The sequence below is a fragment of the Microcella sp. genome, assembly GCF_019739195.1.
In the GTDB taxonomy this organism is placed as follows: Bacteria; Actinomycetota; Actinomycetes; order Actinomycetales; family Microbacteriaceae; genus Microcella.
This window is the reverse complement of record NZ_JAHHDS010000001.1, coordinates 20,748-32,586: the sequence shown is the minus strand read 5'-3', so window position 1 is coordinate 32,586 and position 11,839 is coordinate 20,748. Positions and strand designations below refer to the sequence as shown.

General features: G+C 69.1%; 19 protein-coding genes. 11 read left to right on the top strand and 8 right to left on the bottom strand.

From position 1 onward, the window contains the following. Nucleotides 1–16 precede the first annotated feature (16 nt). The 3 genes from KL788_RS00205 to KL788_RS00195 are packed head-to-tail and all read left to right on the top strand — an operon-like array spanning nt 17 to nt 926. Nucleotides 17–286: a Rho termination factor N-terminal domain-containing protein gene (locus KL788_RS00205; RefSeq protein ID WP_293167410.1), complete on the top strand. Its 270-nt coding sequence runs from the start codon at nt 17–19 to the stop codon at nt 284–286. 20 nt (nt 287–306) lie between these two features. Then, complete coding sequence (locus KL788_RS00200; RefSeq protein WP_293167408.1) at nt 307–567, top strand: AbrB/MazE/SpoVT family DNA-binding domain-containing protein; 261 nt, start codon at nt 307–309, stop codon at nt 565–567. Next, nucleotides 564–926 carry a PIN domain-containing protein gene (locus KL788_RS00195; RefSeq protein ID WP_293167406.1) on the top strand — a complete coding sequence of 121 codons (363 nt, stop codon included), beginning with the start codon at nt 564–566 and terminating at the stop codon, nt 924–926. Before KL788_RS00200 ends, KL788_RS00195 begins: the two co-directional genes overlap by 4 nt. Nucleotides 927–938: 12 nt before the next feature. Here the strand turns inward: KL788_RS00195 and KL788_RS00190 are convergent, their stop codons facing one another. The 3 genes from KL788_RS00190 to KL788_RS00180 all read right to left on the bottom strand — a co-directional run bounded on the left by KL788_RS00190 (nt 939) and on the right by KL788_RS00180 (nt 2,579). Beyond that, nucleotides 939–1,733 carry a transglutaminase-like domain-containing protein gene (locus KL788_RS00190; protein WP_293167404.1) on the bottom strand — a complete coding sequence of 265 codons (795 nt, stop codon included), beginning with the start codon at nt 1,731–1,733 and terminating at the stop codon, nt 939–941. A 36-nt stretch (nt 1,734–1,769) separates the two neighbouring features. Beyond that, nucleotides 1,770–2,126, bottom strand: coding sequence for an HNH endonuclease (locus tag KL788_RS00185; RefSeq protein WP_293167402.1), 357 nt, complete (start codon nt 2,124–2,126; stop codon nt 1,770–1,772). A gap of 84 nt (nt 2,127–2,210) precedes the next feature. Further along, a complete protein-coding gene (locus KL788_RS00180) occupies nt 2,211–2,579 on the bottom strand; it encodes a hypothetical protein (protein WP_293167400.1) in 369 nt (122 codons plus the stop codon). A gap of 184 nt (nt 2,580–2,763) precedes the next feature. Between KL788_RS00180 and msrB the strand changes: the two genes are divergently transcribed. The 4 genes from msrB to KL788_RS00160 are packed head-to-tail and all read left to right on the top strand — an operon-like array spanning nt 2,764 to nt 5,518. Further along, nucleotides 2,764–3,219, top strand: a complete 456-nt coding sequence (gene msrB / locus KL788_RS00175; RefSeq protein ID WP_293167398.1) for a peptide-methionine (R)-S-oxide reductase MsrB — start codon at nt 2,764–2,766, stop codon at nt 3,217–3,219. Further along, a complete protein-coding gene (msrA, locus tag KL788_RS00170; RefSeq protein WP_293167396.1) occupies nt 3,216–3,776 on the top strand; it encodes a peptide-methionine (S)-S-oxide reductase MsrA in 561 nt (186 codons plus the stop codon). Before msrB ends, msrA begins: the two co-directional genes overlap by 4 nt. 39 nt (nt 3,777–3,815) lie before the next feature. Further along, the gene (locus KL788_RS00165; RefSeq protein WP_293167394.1) at nt 3,816–4,571 is read left to right on the top strand and encodes a CDP-alcohol phosphatidyltransferase family protein; all 756 of its coding nucleotides are present in this window, start codon (nt 3,816–3,818) and stop codon (nt 4,569–4,571) included. Beyond that, a complete protein-coding gene (locus KL788_RS00160; protein WP_293167392.1) occupies nt 4,553–5,518 on the top strand; it encodes a lysylphosphatidylglycerol synthase transmembrane domain-containing protein in 966 nt (321 codons plus the stop codon). The genes KL788_RS00165 and KL788_RS00160 overlap by 19 nt, the downstream gene beginning before the upstream one ends. On the opposite strand, the gene KL788_RS00155 is transcribed toward KL788_RS00160, so the two are convergent. Further along, nucleotides 5,515–6,048, bottom strand: a complete 534-nt coding sequence (locus tag KL788_RS00155) for a DUF1697 domain-containing protein (RefSeq protein WP_293167390.1) — start codon at nt 6,046–6,048, stop codon at nt 5,515–5,517. The two genes, KL788_RS00160 and KL788_RS00155, sit on opposite strands and share 4 nt — an antisense overlap. Nucleotides 6,049–6,188: 140 nt before the next feature. On the opposite strand from KL788_RS00155, the gene KL788_RS00150 reads away from it, so the two are divergent. After that, the gene (locus KL788_RS00150) at nt 6,189–7,601 is read left to right on the top strand and encodes an Nramp family divalent metal transporter (protein WP_293167388.1); all 1,413 of its coding nucleotides are present in this window, start codon (nt 6,189–6,191) and stop codon (nt 7,599–7,601) included. Here KL788_RS00150 and KL788_RS00145 read toward each other — a convergent pair. Next, nucleotides 7,598–8,590, bottom strand: a complete 993-nt coding sequence (locus tag KL788_RS00145) for a serine hydrolase domain-containing protein (protein WP_293167386.1) — start codon at nt 8,588–8,590, stop codon at nt 7,598–7,600. The genes KL788_RS00150 and KL788_RS00145 overlap by 4 nt on opposite strands. 58 nt (nt 8,591–8,648) lie before the next feature. Next, nucleotides 8,649–9,089 (bottom strand): DUF5997 family protein, encoded by a 441-nt coding sequence (locus tag KL788_RS00140; protein WP_293167384.1) that lies wholly within the window; start codon nt 9,087–9,089, stop codon nt 8,649–8,651. Nucleotides 9,090–9,144: 55 nt separating this feature from the next. On the opposite strand from KL788_RS00140, the gene KL788_RS00135 reads away from it, so the two are divergent. After that, entirely contained in the window at nt 9,145–9,711 is a 567-nt protein-coding gene (locus KL788_RS00135; protein WP_293167382.1) for a LysR substrate-binding domain-containing protein, read from the top strand. A 37-nt stretch (nt 9,712–9,748) separates the two neighbouring features. Here the strand turns inward: KL788_RS00135 and KL788_RS00130 are convergent, their stop codons facing one another. Continuing rightward, entirely contained in the window at nt 9,749–10,402 is a 654-nt protein-coding gene (locus KL788_RS00130; RefSeq protein ID WP_293167380.1) for a hypothetical protein, read from the bottom strand. Between the two features lie 89 nt (nt 10,403–10,491). On the opposite strand from KL788_RS00130, the gene KL788_RS00125 reads away from it, so the two are divergent. Next, on the top strand, nt 10,492–11,121 hold the full coding sequence (locus tag KL788_RS00125) for a TetR/AcrR family transcriptional regulator (RefSeq protein WP_293167378.1): 630 nt from the start codon (nt 10,492–10,494) through the stop codon (nt 11,119–11,121). Nucleotides 11,122–11,150: 29 nt separating this feature from the next. Here KL788_RS00125 and KL788_RS00120 read toward each other — a convergent pair whose 3' ends face one another. Next, entirely contained in the window at nt 11,151–11,423 is a 273-nt protein-coding gene (locus KL788_RS00120) for a hypothetical protein (RefSeq protein WP_293167376.1), read from the bottom strand. A 33-nt stretch (nt 11,424–11,456) separates the two neighbouring features. Between KL788_RS00120 and KL788_RS00115 the strand changes: the two genes are divergently transcribed. Further along, nucleotides 11,457–11,837: a hypothetical protein gene (locus KL788_RS00115; RefSeq protein WP_293167374.1), complete on the top strand. Its 381-nt coding sequence runs from the start codon at nt 11,457–11,459 to the stop codon at nt 11,835–11,837. The last annotated feature ends 2 nt before the right edge of the window (nt 11,838–11,839 follow it).

The window sequence follows — 11,839 nt, the reverse complement described above, 5'->3', positions numbered from 1 at the left end:
AGAAGGAGAAGGTCTCATGCCTGAAGACCGAGACAACCCCAGCCTGAAAGACCCCGAGCTGTACGAGAAACTACGCAGCGAAGGAGCATCGGAAGAGAAGGCCGCGCGCATCTCGAACGCCGCCGCTCGAGACGGCCGTTCGTCCGTCGGCCAGCGCGGCGGCTCCGCCGAAGACTATGACGAGCGCACCGTGGCAGAGCTGCGCGATCGAGCGAAAGAGCTCGGCCTTGAGGGCTACAGCCGACTGCGCAAGTCAGAACTTATCGACCTTCTGCGCCAGCACTGACCGGGTGGTACTCTGCATCAGTGAGTGACACAACGATGGTGCAGGTGGGAAACAAGGGTCGCATCGTCGTTCCCGCGAGCATCCGCGCGCGCCATCAGTGGGTCGAGGGCTCCGCTCTCGTCGCTCTCGACACCGAACTCGGTGTGCTGTTCGCCGATCAGGCGACCGTTGAGCGACTGGTGCGCGCCCGCCTGGCCGGCCACGATCTGCTCGGCGACCTGCTCAGCGATCGACGTCGAGAAGCCGCGCGCGACGACACGCCGCCGTCGGTCACCGCGTGATCGTCGTCGACTCGTCTGCGGTACTGGCCTACCTGCTCGATGAGCCGGGCGCCGAGAAAGTTCGCACCGCATTGACCGAGGGCGCAGTGATGTCGGCAGTGAACTGGTCAGAGGTGGCTCAGAAGGTTCGACGCGCCGACGCCTGGCAAGCGGCGAGGGCGCTGCTGCTCAGCTACCCGCTTCAGATCGCGCCCGTCGCGGTCGACGATGCTGAGGCCGCGGCCGCCCTGTGGATGCCCGGGTCACCGCTCTCGATCGCCGACCGATTCTGCCTTGCCCTGGCCGCCCGCCTCGAACTGCCTGTTCTGAGCGCCGACCGCGCGTGGTTCGACCGGCCCGAGGTCATTCCTGTGCGCTAGGCGCCGGTTGACTCAGCCGAGCGAGACGAGCTGCGTCAGGTCGTCGGCCGGCAGCTCGTCGACGACGGCCGACACCTCGAGGTCGCGCAGCGTCACGCCCGCGCCGTGCACGGTGAGAAATGCGGTGTCTGAGGCGTCGCGACCCGAGGCGATGCGCACGAGCGACGAGCGCGGCGCGAGCGCCGTCGCATCAACGACTCGCCACTCCCCCTCGATCGCGGCTTCGGCCACGGCGTGAAAGTCCATCGGGTCGAGGCCCGGCGCGTAGACCGAGACGAGGCGGGCTGGCACGTTCATCGAGCGCAGCAGGCCGACGACGAGGTGCGCGTAATCGCGGCACACGCCCTGGCGCGCGAGCAGCGTGCGCACGGCGCCGTCGGTAGGCAGACTCGACCCCGGCACGTACTGCAGGTGCTGCCCCACCCATGAACTCACTCCGAAGAGCAGTTCGGTGGCCTCGAGCCCGGCGAATTCGCGCGCGGCGGTGGGGGCGAGTGAGTCTGACTCGGCGTAGCGGCTGGGGCGCAAGAAGACGATCTGCTCGAGCGGGGTCGCGGTCAGCGGCGCAGCGGTGCCCTCGACGTTCGCGCGATAGCTCACCTGCACGTCGCCCTCGGTCACGTCGACGAGATGCAGCCGAGCGCCGTGCCCATCCACGATCTCGGTGACGGGCAACTCGTCGCCATCGAGCGTCACGCTCAGGGTCTCATCGTGGGTCTCGACCGACGAGTGCGCCGCGATCGACAGCACCACCCGGGCGTCGCCGGTCGCGCTGAGGTCGAGGTCGGCCGAGATCTGTCGTTGCATGCCCCGATCATGACAGGGCCGACTCTGCGCGAGCCGTCAGCCTTCCGACACCGCTGACTCGAGCGCGGCGCGCACCACGACCAGCCTCTCGAGAAACGCGCGCTCGTCGCGGCGCGTGCGGCGCATCCAGCTCGTCACCTCATTGTTCGACTTGCTCGCATTGCACGAGCCGCACGCCGGAACGATGTTGTCGATCGTGTACCGCCCGCCGCGCGCTATCGGCTGCACGCAATCGCGCTGCAGCGGCCGATCGGTTGCGCCGCAGTAGGCGCAGCCGCCCCAGAGTTGCTGCAGCAGCGCCCACTCCGCCGAGGTCAGGTCGTTGTCGACCGCGGCCACGCGCTTGCGACGGCGGCGGGCCGCTCGAGCCTGGCGACTGTTGGGGTGCACCACGACGTCAGCGTAGAACTCGGCCGCGCGATCGGTGCGAGGCCCGCCGACGACGACGCGCACCCATGAGCGGGATGCCCTAGACCGTCACTCGGTGACGTTCAGCACGAACTCCACCGGGTCGAACTCGCCCTGCTCGTGCGTCAATGTCACCGACGTCTGGCCGACCGAGACGGGGCGCACTCCGGGGTTGAACTGCGCGCTGCCGTCGTCGCCGCCCGGCACGAAGACCGCGATGCCCGGGTCGTCGATCGTCGCGATCACGCTCGTGACCTCGAACTCGCCGACGTTGATGTTGAGCACGCTGTCGAGAGGAACCTCCACCGCCTGCCCGTCGAGCTCAGACAACTCGACAGTGATGGGGGCCGGCACCGGATCGATGATCGACGGTGCGCACGCCCCGAGGGCGAGAACTCCAACCAGGGCGATCGCTGCACCTGCCATGCGGACTGTCATGCGGCGAGGCTAGACCTGCGGCATCGCGGCCTGACAGAGTCGAAGGTCCCTGCGCGAGGTTCCTGAGGGGTGGGCGCCAGACTGAACTCTCAGCAGGCTCCCAGCCCCACGGGAACCGATTCGCACGGAAGACTGTTCTTGTACGGTGACGCCGCAACCAGCGCCGTCGCCCGAGGAGGATCAGATGACCACCGAGTACCGTGCCACGCCCGAAGCGATCGCCCGCCTCACCCCGATGCAGCGCAAGGTGACGCAAAACGACGGCACCGAGCCGCCCTTTCGCAACGAATATCACGACCACAAGGCCGCCGGCATCTACGTCGACATCGTCTCGGGCGAACCGCTGTTCTCGTCGCTCGACAAGTACGACAGCGGAACGGGGTGGCCGAGCTTCACGAAGCCCATCGATGCTGGCGCCGTCACGACCAAGACCGATCGCGGGTTCTTCATGTCGCGCACCGAGGTGCGGTCATCCGGAGCCGATAGCCATCTGGGCCACGTCTTCGACGACGGACCTCGGGAGGCGGGCGGGCTTCGCTACTGCATGAACTCCGCCGCTCTGCGCTTCATCCCCGTCGACGAGCTCGAGGCCGAGGGCTACGGCGAGTTCCGCAGCCTGTTCGGGGGCAGCGCATCATGATCGGAAAGCGCAGCACCGACAGCGGTGCGATCACGCAGCAGCCCGGCGCTGAGACCGCGGTGCTGGCCGGCGGATGCTTCTGGGGCATGCAAGACCTGATCCGGCGCCAGCCGGGCGTGCTGAGCACGCGCGTGGGCTACACGGGCGGACGCAACGAGCACGCCACCTACCGCCACCATCCCGGGCACGCCGAGGCGGTCGAGATCGTCTTCGACCCCGCGGTGACGACCTACCGCGACGTGCTGGCGTTCTTCTTTCAGATTCACGACCCGACCACGGTCGACCGGCAGGGCAACGACGTGGGCAGCAGCTACCGCTCGGCGATCTTCACGGTCACGCCCGAGCAGGAGGCCGTTGCCCGCGAGACGATCGCCGATGTCGACGCCTCGGGCCTGTGGCCCGGCCACGCGGTGACGACCGTCGAGCCCGCCGGGGCGTTCTGGCACGCCGAAGAGGTGCACCAGGACTACCTCATGAAGAACCCCGGTGGCTACACCTGCCACTTTCCGCGAGCGGGGTGGGTGCTGCCCGCCCGCGACGAGCAGACTGCCTCGTGAGTCAGGTCTCGTCGCAGTGACGGGTGTTAGCGTTCGGGCATGAGCGCGACCTCGGCGAGCCCCGCGCCCCTGGCTCGGCGCATCTACCCGATGCGTGCCACCGACGCGCCCGTGCACCGGTTCGCGGTGCTGGCCCCCGTGGGCCTCGCCATTGTCGCTGTGCTGGGTCTCACGGCGTTCAGCACGGCGGGGTCCCTCGCAGTCGGCGCGGGCATTGCGGCCTACACGGTCGGGGCGATCGTCTTCGGGGCGAAACTTCGGCGGCACCACGACCACGCTCGACTGGGGCTCGCGAACGCCGTCACCCTGCTGCGGCTCGCCCTCGTGTCGTCGCTCGTCATCCCCCTGGTCGGGCTGGCACCGGCGCCGATCGCGATCATCGTGGTCGCCACGATCTCGCTGAGCCTCGACGGCGTCGACGGGTGGCTCGCCCGGCGTCAGGGGCTGTCGTCGCGGTTCGGCGGCAGCTTCGACATGGAGGTCGACTCGGTCTTCGCCCTCGTGCTCGCCGCCCTCGCTGTCGTGGTTGGCGGCGCACCGTGGATCGTGCTGCTGCTCGGCCTGCCGCGCTACCTGTTCTTCATCGCCGGCGCGATCTGGCCGTGGCTCTATGACCCCCTGCCGCCGCGCTACAGCGGCAAAGTGGTCGCGGTGATCCAGATGATCACGCTCATCGTGCTGCAACTGCCCGGGCTGCCGCATGCACTCGCTATCGCTCTCACGGTCGGCGTGCTCGGCGCACTCGGCTGGTCGTTCGGCCGCGACATCGTGTGGCTGTGGCGTCGCAAGGCGTAGGCCGCCGCGCCGTCATCGTGCGGCTTCTGCAGGCGCTCGTCACGATCGTGCTGCTCGTGCTGCTCTGGCAGGTCGCCGACGGCGCCGACGCGCTGCAGGTACTGCTCAGCGCCAACCCGTGGTTCATGCTCGCCGCCCTCGCTGCGTTGACCCTGCACACCGTGCTCGCCGCCGAGCGCTGGCGCCTCACCGCCGGCGCCCTCGGGCTCACCCTCGGCCGAGGCCACGCTCTGCGCGAGTACTACTTGGCCCAGCTCGTCAACCAGACCGTGCCGGGCGGAGTCGTCGGCGATGCTGGGCGGGCGGTGCGCAGCCGCGAGCAAGCCGGGCTCACCGTCGCGGCGCAGGCCGTGATCGTCGAGCGCTTCGCCGGGCAGGTCGCCGTTCTCGCCACCATGATCATCGCGGTCACCGTCACCGCCCTGATTCCGGGCGGCCTGGACTGGCCGGGCTGGATGCTCGGCCTCGCCGCCGCGATCACCCTCGCCTCGCTCGCCGGGCTTGGCCTGCTGCTCGCCGCCCGGTTCGTGCCGGGGCGCTTCGGGGTACGCGTGGCCGAGCTCTCGCGCACGGCGGCTATCGCCCTCGTCGGCCGTCGGCTCTGGCTGCCCCAATTGGCGCTCAGCGCCGGAACCACCGCGAGCATCCTCACCGCCTTCGCCTTCAGCGCGCTCGCGATCGGGCTCAGCCTGCCGTTCGGGGCGATCGTCGCGCTCGTGCCCCTCGTCTTGCTGACGATGCTCATACCCATCACGATCAGCGGCTGGGGGCTGCGCGAGGGCGCCGCGGCTGCGCTGCTTCCGCTCGCGGGCGCGACGGCGAGCGAGAGTCTCGCGGCGAGCGTGCTGTTCGGGCTGCTGGGGCTCGTCGCTGTGCTGCCCGGCGCTGCGTTCGTGTGGATGAGCGCGCGGTCTCGACGCGAGCCCGCTCGCGTACCGAACGGCTAGGTCGATTCGCCGAACTTCTCGAGCAGGCGCGCGATCGTCGGCATGCCCCGAGAGCTCGCTGGGCTGCCGATGAGGCGCTCGACGAGCGGAGTCGCGTTGCCCTGGTCGGGCACATGGTTGAGAACCACGGCCCAGCCAGGGCCCGAGTCGAGCAGGGTGCACCGGGCTCGGCGCTCGACGTCGAGCACTGCGAGGTCATCGGAGCGCAAGGCCGGCCCGTCGTGCAGGGTGAGCTCGCGCAGGCGCGCGTCGGGGGCGTATCCGTGCTGTTCGACGACGGGCTGCAGAGACTCGAGCGACCGCGTGAAGACCTCGCGCTCGAGACCGGTGGCGCGCGCGAGCGCGACGACGGCATCCTGAGCCAGCGGCTCTGCCGCATCGGCGGCCGCCGAGAACACGACCGTGCCGTTGCTCTGATAGGTCTGCGCGTCGGTCAGCCCGGCGTCGACGAAGGCCGCGAGAATCTGGGCCGTGGTGGGGTTGCCCTTCTGGCCCACGTTGACATTGCGCAGCAGGGCGACGTGTCGCATGCGACCGAGAGTACTCGTGCTGTGCGACGGACTCGCCCGATGAAGCGACTCGATCGTGACACCTGAGAATGCCCTGTGGCATCGACCGCTGGTCGCCGGCGCCCGCTCTAGGGTGGTGGGGAACACGGCGAGGAGGCACCGTGACCCGACTGATTCGAGGCGAGACGCCTGAGGCGCCGCGTGGCCGTCAACGCTGGGGGTGGTTCGCACCCGGGCTGCTGTGGATGATCTCGTCGGTCGGGTCGGGCTCTGTACTGTTCACGCCCCGCATCGGCGCGCAGTACGGCTACGAACTTCTGTGGGTTGCGGTCATCGTGGTCGCCCTGATGTGGGTCATGATTCGTGAGGTCGGCCGATACACCGTCGTCACGGGCCGGTCGATTCTCGAGGGCTTCAGCGAACTACCGGGCCCGCGCGGATGGGCTATCTGGGCGGTCTTTCTTCCGGGAATTGTGGCCGGGGTGGCCGTCATCGCTGGCGTCGCCGCTCTCGCCGCCAGCGCGCTCATCATCGCTCTTCCGGGCTCGATCACACTGTACGGCTCGATCATTCTCATCGTGTCGAGCGCGATCGTGCTCTTCGGACGCTACCGAACCGTCGAGTCGATCGCTGCGGCCATGTCGATCGTGCTCATTCTGTCGGTGGTCATCACCGCACTCGTTGTGGGGCCCGACCTCAGTGCCTTTGGCGCGGGACTCATACCCGGGCTGCCCTCTGACCCTGACTGGTACTTCATCATGCCGTGGGTGGGCTTCATCTTGGCCGGCGCTGGCGGCATTCTCTGGTACTCCTACTGGGTCGCTGCGCGCGGATTCGGGGGCACGGTGTTCGACGAGAACACCGATCAGAACACTCTCACCGCGTCGAGCTCAGACGAGCGCTTGCAGGGTGACGAACGCGTCGAGCGGCTGCGGCACTGGGTGAGAGTGATGAGCGCCACCGCGCTCGCCGGCGTCGCCACGGGCGGGGTCGTCATCATCGCCTTCTTGATTCTGGGTGCCGAGCTGCTCAAACCCGAAGGCATCGTTCCCGAAGGCATCACGGTCGCCGAAGATCTCGCGCGGCTACTCGGCCAGGTGTGGGGCGATATCGGCTTCTGGGTACTCATCGTGTCTGTCATCATCGCGCTGTGGGGCACAGTGCTGTCGAATCAAGACGGTTGGCCACGCACGTTCGCCGACTCGGTGCTCGTGCTCACGGCCGGTGACACCGAAGACGACGCTGACCGCGGGAGCCTGAGAGCCCGCCTGCGCCCTCTGATGCATCGCGCAGTTCTGCATCGCGCCTCGGTCGTGGTCTTGGTGACGATCGCCCCTCTCATCGTGCTGCTGGTCGTCGAAGACCCTGTCGCCATTCTCTCGGTCGGCGGCATTGTCACGGCAGCGCTCACCCCGCTGCTCGTGGTGCTCACTCTGACGATCAACGTCACGCATCTGCCGCGATCGCTTCAGCCCGGGTGGGTGATGCGCGCGCTCATGGTCGTCGCCGCCCTGTTCTTTGGGGCGTTCGCCGTCGTCTACTTCGCCGATCTGTTCGGGGTCGCGCTGCTCTAGACACCGAGCCCGTAGATGAGGCTCCACGCACCCTCAGAACTGTTGCCGAGAATCGAGACCGTGCGCTGCGTCTCAGGGTCGTGGGTGCTGCGAAACGACGCGCCGGCGTCGTAGCCCTCGATCACCAGAGCATCGCGGTCGAGCAGCAGAAACAGGCCCATACCGCTGCGCTTGTCTTCGTCGGGCACCTCGGCGCGCGGCCGAGTCATCTCGGCGACCGTCTGGTGCGAGACGATGCGGCCGTCGAGCAGCGCCCGCCAGAAGATCGTCAGGTCGCCCGCGGTGGCGTACGCGCCACCGTCGCCGTTGCCCCGCACGGGCAAGTGCAGCACGTTGGTGCGGTTGCCCTCGTCGTCGAGGTAGCCGAGCGCAGCATCCGCCGGCAGGTCGTCGGAGCGAAGGTAGCCCGATCGCGACATTCCCGCCTTGTCGAACACTCGGGTCTGCACGAGGTCATGGAACGGGGTGCCGCTCGCCCGCTCGGCCACGAGCGCGAGCACCATGTAGCCGCCGTTGCAGTAGGCGAAGCCCTCCCCCGGCGTGAACGCCTGCTCGAAGCCGTCGAGCACGGGCAGAAACGCCTCGGTCTGATCGAGCGTGTGCACGGGAACCGACAGCACGTAGTCGTCGACCTCGAAGTCGCCGTCTTCGTCGATGTAGTCGCCGATGCCGCTGTGGTGCGTGAGCAGGTGCTCGATCGTCACGCGGTCGTCAATGAGAGGCAGGTCGCTGTTCAGGATGCTGCGCACGGGTGTGTCGAGGGCGAGCACCCCCTCCTCCACGAGGCTCAGAACCGCGAGCGCCGTGAACACCTTGCTACCGCTCGCGATCGCGATGCGCGTGTCAGGCGTGTTGGGCACCTGATGCGCCCGATGCGCGAAGCCGTAGGCCTTGACCAGTTCGGGCTCACCGTCGACGTCGATGCTGACGACTCCGGTGAAGGGTGAGCGCGCGGCGGCGAGGGCGTCGACCTCAGACTCGGTGGGCATGCCCGCCAGTCAACACCCGGGGCACGCCGCGCGTCGAGAGCCGGTTCATGCCTGCGGCTCAGTCGTCGTCGTCGTCGGCGACCTCGGCCCGCGCGGGCCGCTCGCCGACAGCCGTGCCCGGAATGCGCCCCGAGCCCGGAACGTGCTTCTCGCGCTCGGCGACAAGCCACTCGGGCCGGTCGGCGAGCAGGGCACGAATCTCTTCCGTCGTCATGTGGTCGCTGACTCCGGCACGAGCGAGCGCCGAGTTCGAGACGCCCAGGCGGCGCGAGACCTCGTCGCGCGGGTGCGGGCCCTCGCGGCGCAGAGTCGTCAACCATTCGGGCGGGCTGTCGTTGAGGGCGTTCAGCTGCGTGCGCGTGATCGGGGTCGCCTGAAACTCATCGGGCGTCGCCGGCAAGAACAGGCCGAGCTTCTTTGCGGCGGTCGCGGGGCTGAGCAGCTGCTCTTTCTTCGGTTTCGGCTGCTGGCGGCGGTCTTCGCGCTCGGGGTCGGTCATGGTGTCGAGCGTACGGCAGGGCGGCACCCGTCAGCCTCGCCGATAGCCTGGGGCCATGCCCGCCCCGTACCCCGAGCTGCTGCGCGTCGCCTTCGTGCCCGGCGTCACCCCGGGCAAGTGGGAGCGCATCTGGCGCGAGCGTCGGCCCCGCGGCCGTCTCGACCTGATTCCGATGCATCAGGATGCTGCGCTCGCCGCCCTCACGGAGGGCACCGCCCACATGGCGCTGCTACGCGATGCCGCCGCGGACGAGACCTGGCACGCGATCGCGCTCTACCGCGAGGCGCCCGTCGTCGTCGCGCCGAAAGGCTCGCTCGTCGCCGGACTCGACAGCGTGAGCCTCGCCGATTTGGCGTCGCTCGACGATGTCGTCGTGCTGCCCGTCGACCTGATCGGCGGCGACGCCGCCGACGCCGTGGAACTCGTCGGCGCGAACGTCGGCGTCGCCGTCATGCCCCAGTCAGTGGCCCGAGCGACCTCGCGCAAAGACGTCGTCGCGCGCCCGCTGACCGACGGGGCCGAGACGGGCATCTCGCTCGTTTGGCCGACGGTCGGAGGACATCCGCTGGTCGATGAATTCATCGGCATCGTGCGGGGGCGCACGGCGAACAGCTCGCGGTAGCGCGTCGGGGCGCTCTCAGAGGCGTTGCTCCGACGCGCTACGTCGCCAGTTCGTCGACCCACGACGCCCGCAACCGCAGCGCCCGCTCTGAGCTCGCGACGATAGCCGCCAGTGTCACGACGACGTTCTGCAGGGGCGTGAGACGGATGGGCGAGGTGAACACTCCGAGACTGTCGGCGATTGACGGGGCCGCGCTGATGACCTCGAGAAGCTGCGGCACGGTGACGGCGAGCGCGCCGAGAACGATGACGGCGCTCACCGCGCCGATCACTCGACTCGCGATGGGGTGGCGTTGATCGAACCGGGCTCGACGACCGTGTGCTGATCGCGGGTGCGGGTCTAGCCGCCGCTCGGCGCCCTGGTCGGGCACGAAATGGCAGCGCTTCACGCCGAACGTGCCTGCTCGCACGTCGATGGCCCCTCCCGGCACACTGAACATCGCGGGCACCTTCGACCACGCGGTCTGCCGACCGTTCGTGTACAGCCGCGCGCGCACATCGCCGTCAGAGCGGTCGCCGAGAGTGCGAATATCGACGGCGTACGAGGCGGAGCCACCCGCGCCGTCGCCCACCGTCAGCATCATCAGCGTGCGCACGGGCGCGTGCCACCACCGGTACGGCGGCAGCACACTGCCGTCGCCCGGTCTCACCCGCGGCGCGAGAACCCCGCGTCGCCACATCGATGCCGCCATGAGTGCTCAGACCCTCTTCCGTAGTAGTACAGTGTGCTAGTAGTCACCGAGACTAGCACACTGTGATAGTGAGAAGGGAGGGGTGCGCCATGGCCGACCGCCAGACCCCGAGCCCCACGCGCAGCCGCATCCTGTCGGCCGCCGCCGCGATGCTCGCCGACAACCCCGCCGCAACCCTCAGCGTTCGCGCCGTCGCTGAGCGGGCCGGCGTGAGCACCGGCTCACTGCGCCACTTCTTTCCGACGCAACGAGACCTCATCGATGCGGTCGTCGCGGCCATCACGGCCATCCAGCCCACCGAGGAACTCGAGAGTGCGCTCCACGACACCACACGCCCCGCCGTCGACCGACTCGTCGACCTGCTGCGCGGCGCACTCCGCGACACGATCGGCGACGATTCTGCACGCGAGCGATGGCGTTCCGCGCTGGCGGCTTCTGAACCCACGCGCACCGACGATCAAGCAGCGCCCACTCTCGCCCTCGAACGCCTCGCGCTGCGACGCATCGCGGGATGGGTGACAACACTGCACGCCGAAGCCGCCGACGAATCCGACGCGGGCGCCCTGCTCTTCGACGCAGAAACAGGCGCGCGGTTTCTCGGCACCGTGCTCACCGGGCTCGTCACCGAGCAGGCACTACCCGGAAGCCTCGCTCGGGCTGCCCACCACGACAGCACCCTGCGCATCGCCGCCACCGCTGTACTCACGACTCGGCGTTGACACCGCCCGGGGCGAGGTTCGACGGCCTTTTAGTCTCGTGACCGGTAGAAGCCCCACACGTTGTTCGAGAGCTCCCCCGCTGCGAACCGGATGCTGCGGCCCGCCGCCTGCATGACGTACACCGACACATCGTGCACCTGGGTCGGGTAGGCCGGATGCCGCACGAGCGCGATCTCGCCCGTCGCCTGCCAGGACTGCTCCCAGGGGTTCACCCCGTCGAGGTCGATCGCATCGCCGTCGAACACGATGCCGACCGGAACCCAGTCGGCGGTCGGGTCGCGAGACACAGAGTCGGCCAGCATGGGTTGACGATAGCGGCCCGATACCCTCATGGAATGAGCGCTCTCATCGCACCCGACTGGGTCGAGCACCGCCGCGACGACGGCGAGCGCCTCGGCTGGATCCACCCGGCCGGCGCCCTCTACACCGCCGTTGACGTGCTCGGCCGCACCGTCGCCGCCGACGTCGAATGGCTCGACGCCGAAGCCGCCCTCGAGCAGCACGGCCTCGCCTGGCTCGCCGAGCCCTGGGGGCTGCGCCTCGACGACGGCCGCGTGCAGCGCGTGCGCATCAGCCAGCTGAGCCCGGCAGGCATCACCGTCGTCGAGGACGACTGGGGTGCCGCCGCGGCCGTCGGGGCCGGGATGCTCGAGCGCAGCCTGCCGTGGCCCGCGCCCGCCGAGCTGCAGTTGTGGTGCTCGCGCGCCGACATCTAGTC

Bases quoted from the DNA above. Each gene is read 5' to 3' on its own strand.
- KL788_RS00205 (WP_293167410.1), top strand. From the start codon at position 17: ATGCCTGAAGACCGAGACAACCCCAGCCTGAAAGACCCCGAGCTGTAC.
- KL788_RS00190 (WP_293167404.1), bottom strand. From the start codon at position 1,733: ATGCAACGACAGATCTCGGCCGACCTCGACCTCAGCGCGACCGGCGAC.
- KL788_RS00180 (WP_293167400.1), bottom strand. From the start codon at position 2,579: ATGACAGTCCGCATGGCAGGTGCAGCGATCGCCCTGGTTGGAGTTCTC.
- msrB (WP_293167398.1), top strand. From the start codon at position 2,764: ATGACCACCGAGTACCGTGCCACGCCCGAAGCGATCGCCCGCCTCACC.
- msrA (WP_293167396.1), top strand. From the start codon at position 3,216: ATGATCGGAAAGCGCAGCACCGACAGCGGTGCGATCACGCAGCAGCCC.
- KL788_RS00165 (WP_293167394.1), top strand. From the start codon at position 3,816: ATGAGCGCGACCTCGGCGAGCCCCGCGCCCCTGGCTCGGCGCATCTAC.
- KL788_RS00155 (WP_293167390.1), bottom strand. From the start codon at position 6,048: ATGCGACACGTCGCCCTGCTGCGCAATGTCAACGTGGGCCAGAAGGGC.
- KL788_RS00145 (WP_293167386.1), bottom strand. From the start codon at position 8,590: ATGCCCACCGAGTCTGAGGTCGACGCCCTCGCCGCCGCGCGCTCACCC.
- KL788_RS00140 (WP_293167384.1), bottom strand. From the start codon at position 9,089: ATGACCGACCCCGAGCGCGAAGACCGCCGCCAGCAGCCGAAACCGAAG.
- KL788_RS00135 (WP_293167382.1), top strand. From the start codon at position 9,145: ATGCCCGCCCCGTACCCCGAGCTGCTGCGCGTCGCCTTCGTGCCCGGC.
- KL788_RS00130 (WP_293167380.1), bottom strand. From the start codon at position 10,402: ATGGCGGCATCGATGTGGCGACGCGGGGTTCTCGCGCCGCGGGTGAGA.
- KL788_RS00125 (WP_293167378.1), top strand. From the start codon at position 10,492: ATGGCCGACCGCCAGACCCCGAGCCCCACGCGCAGCCGCATCCTGTCG.
- KL788_RS00120 (WP_293167376.1), bottom strand. From the start codon at position 11,423: ATGCTGGCCGACTCTGTGTCTCGCGACCCGACCGCCGACTGGGTTCCG.
- KL788_RS00115 (WP_293167374.1), top strand. From the start codon at position 11,457: ATGAGCGCTCTCATCGCACCCGACTGGGTCGAGCACCGCCGCGACGAC.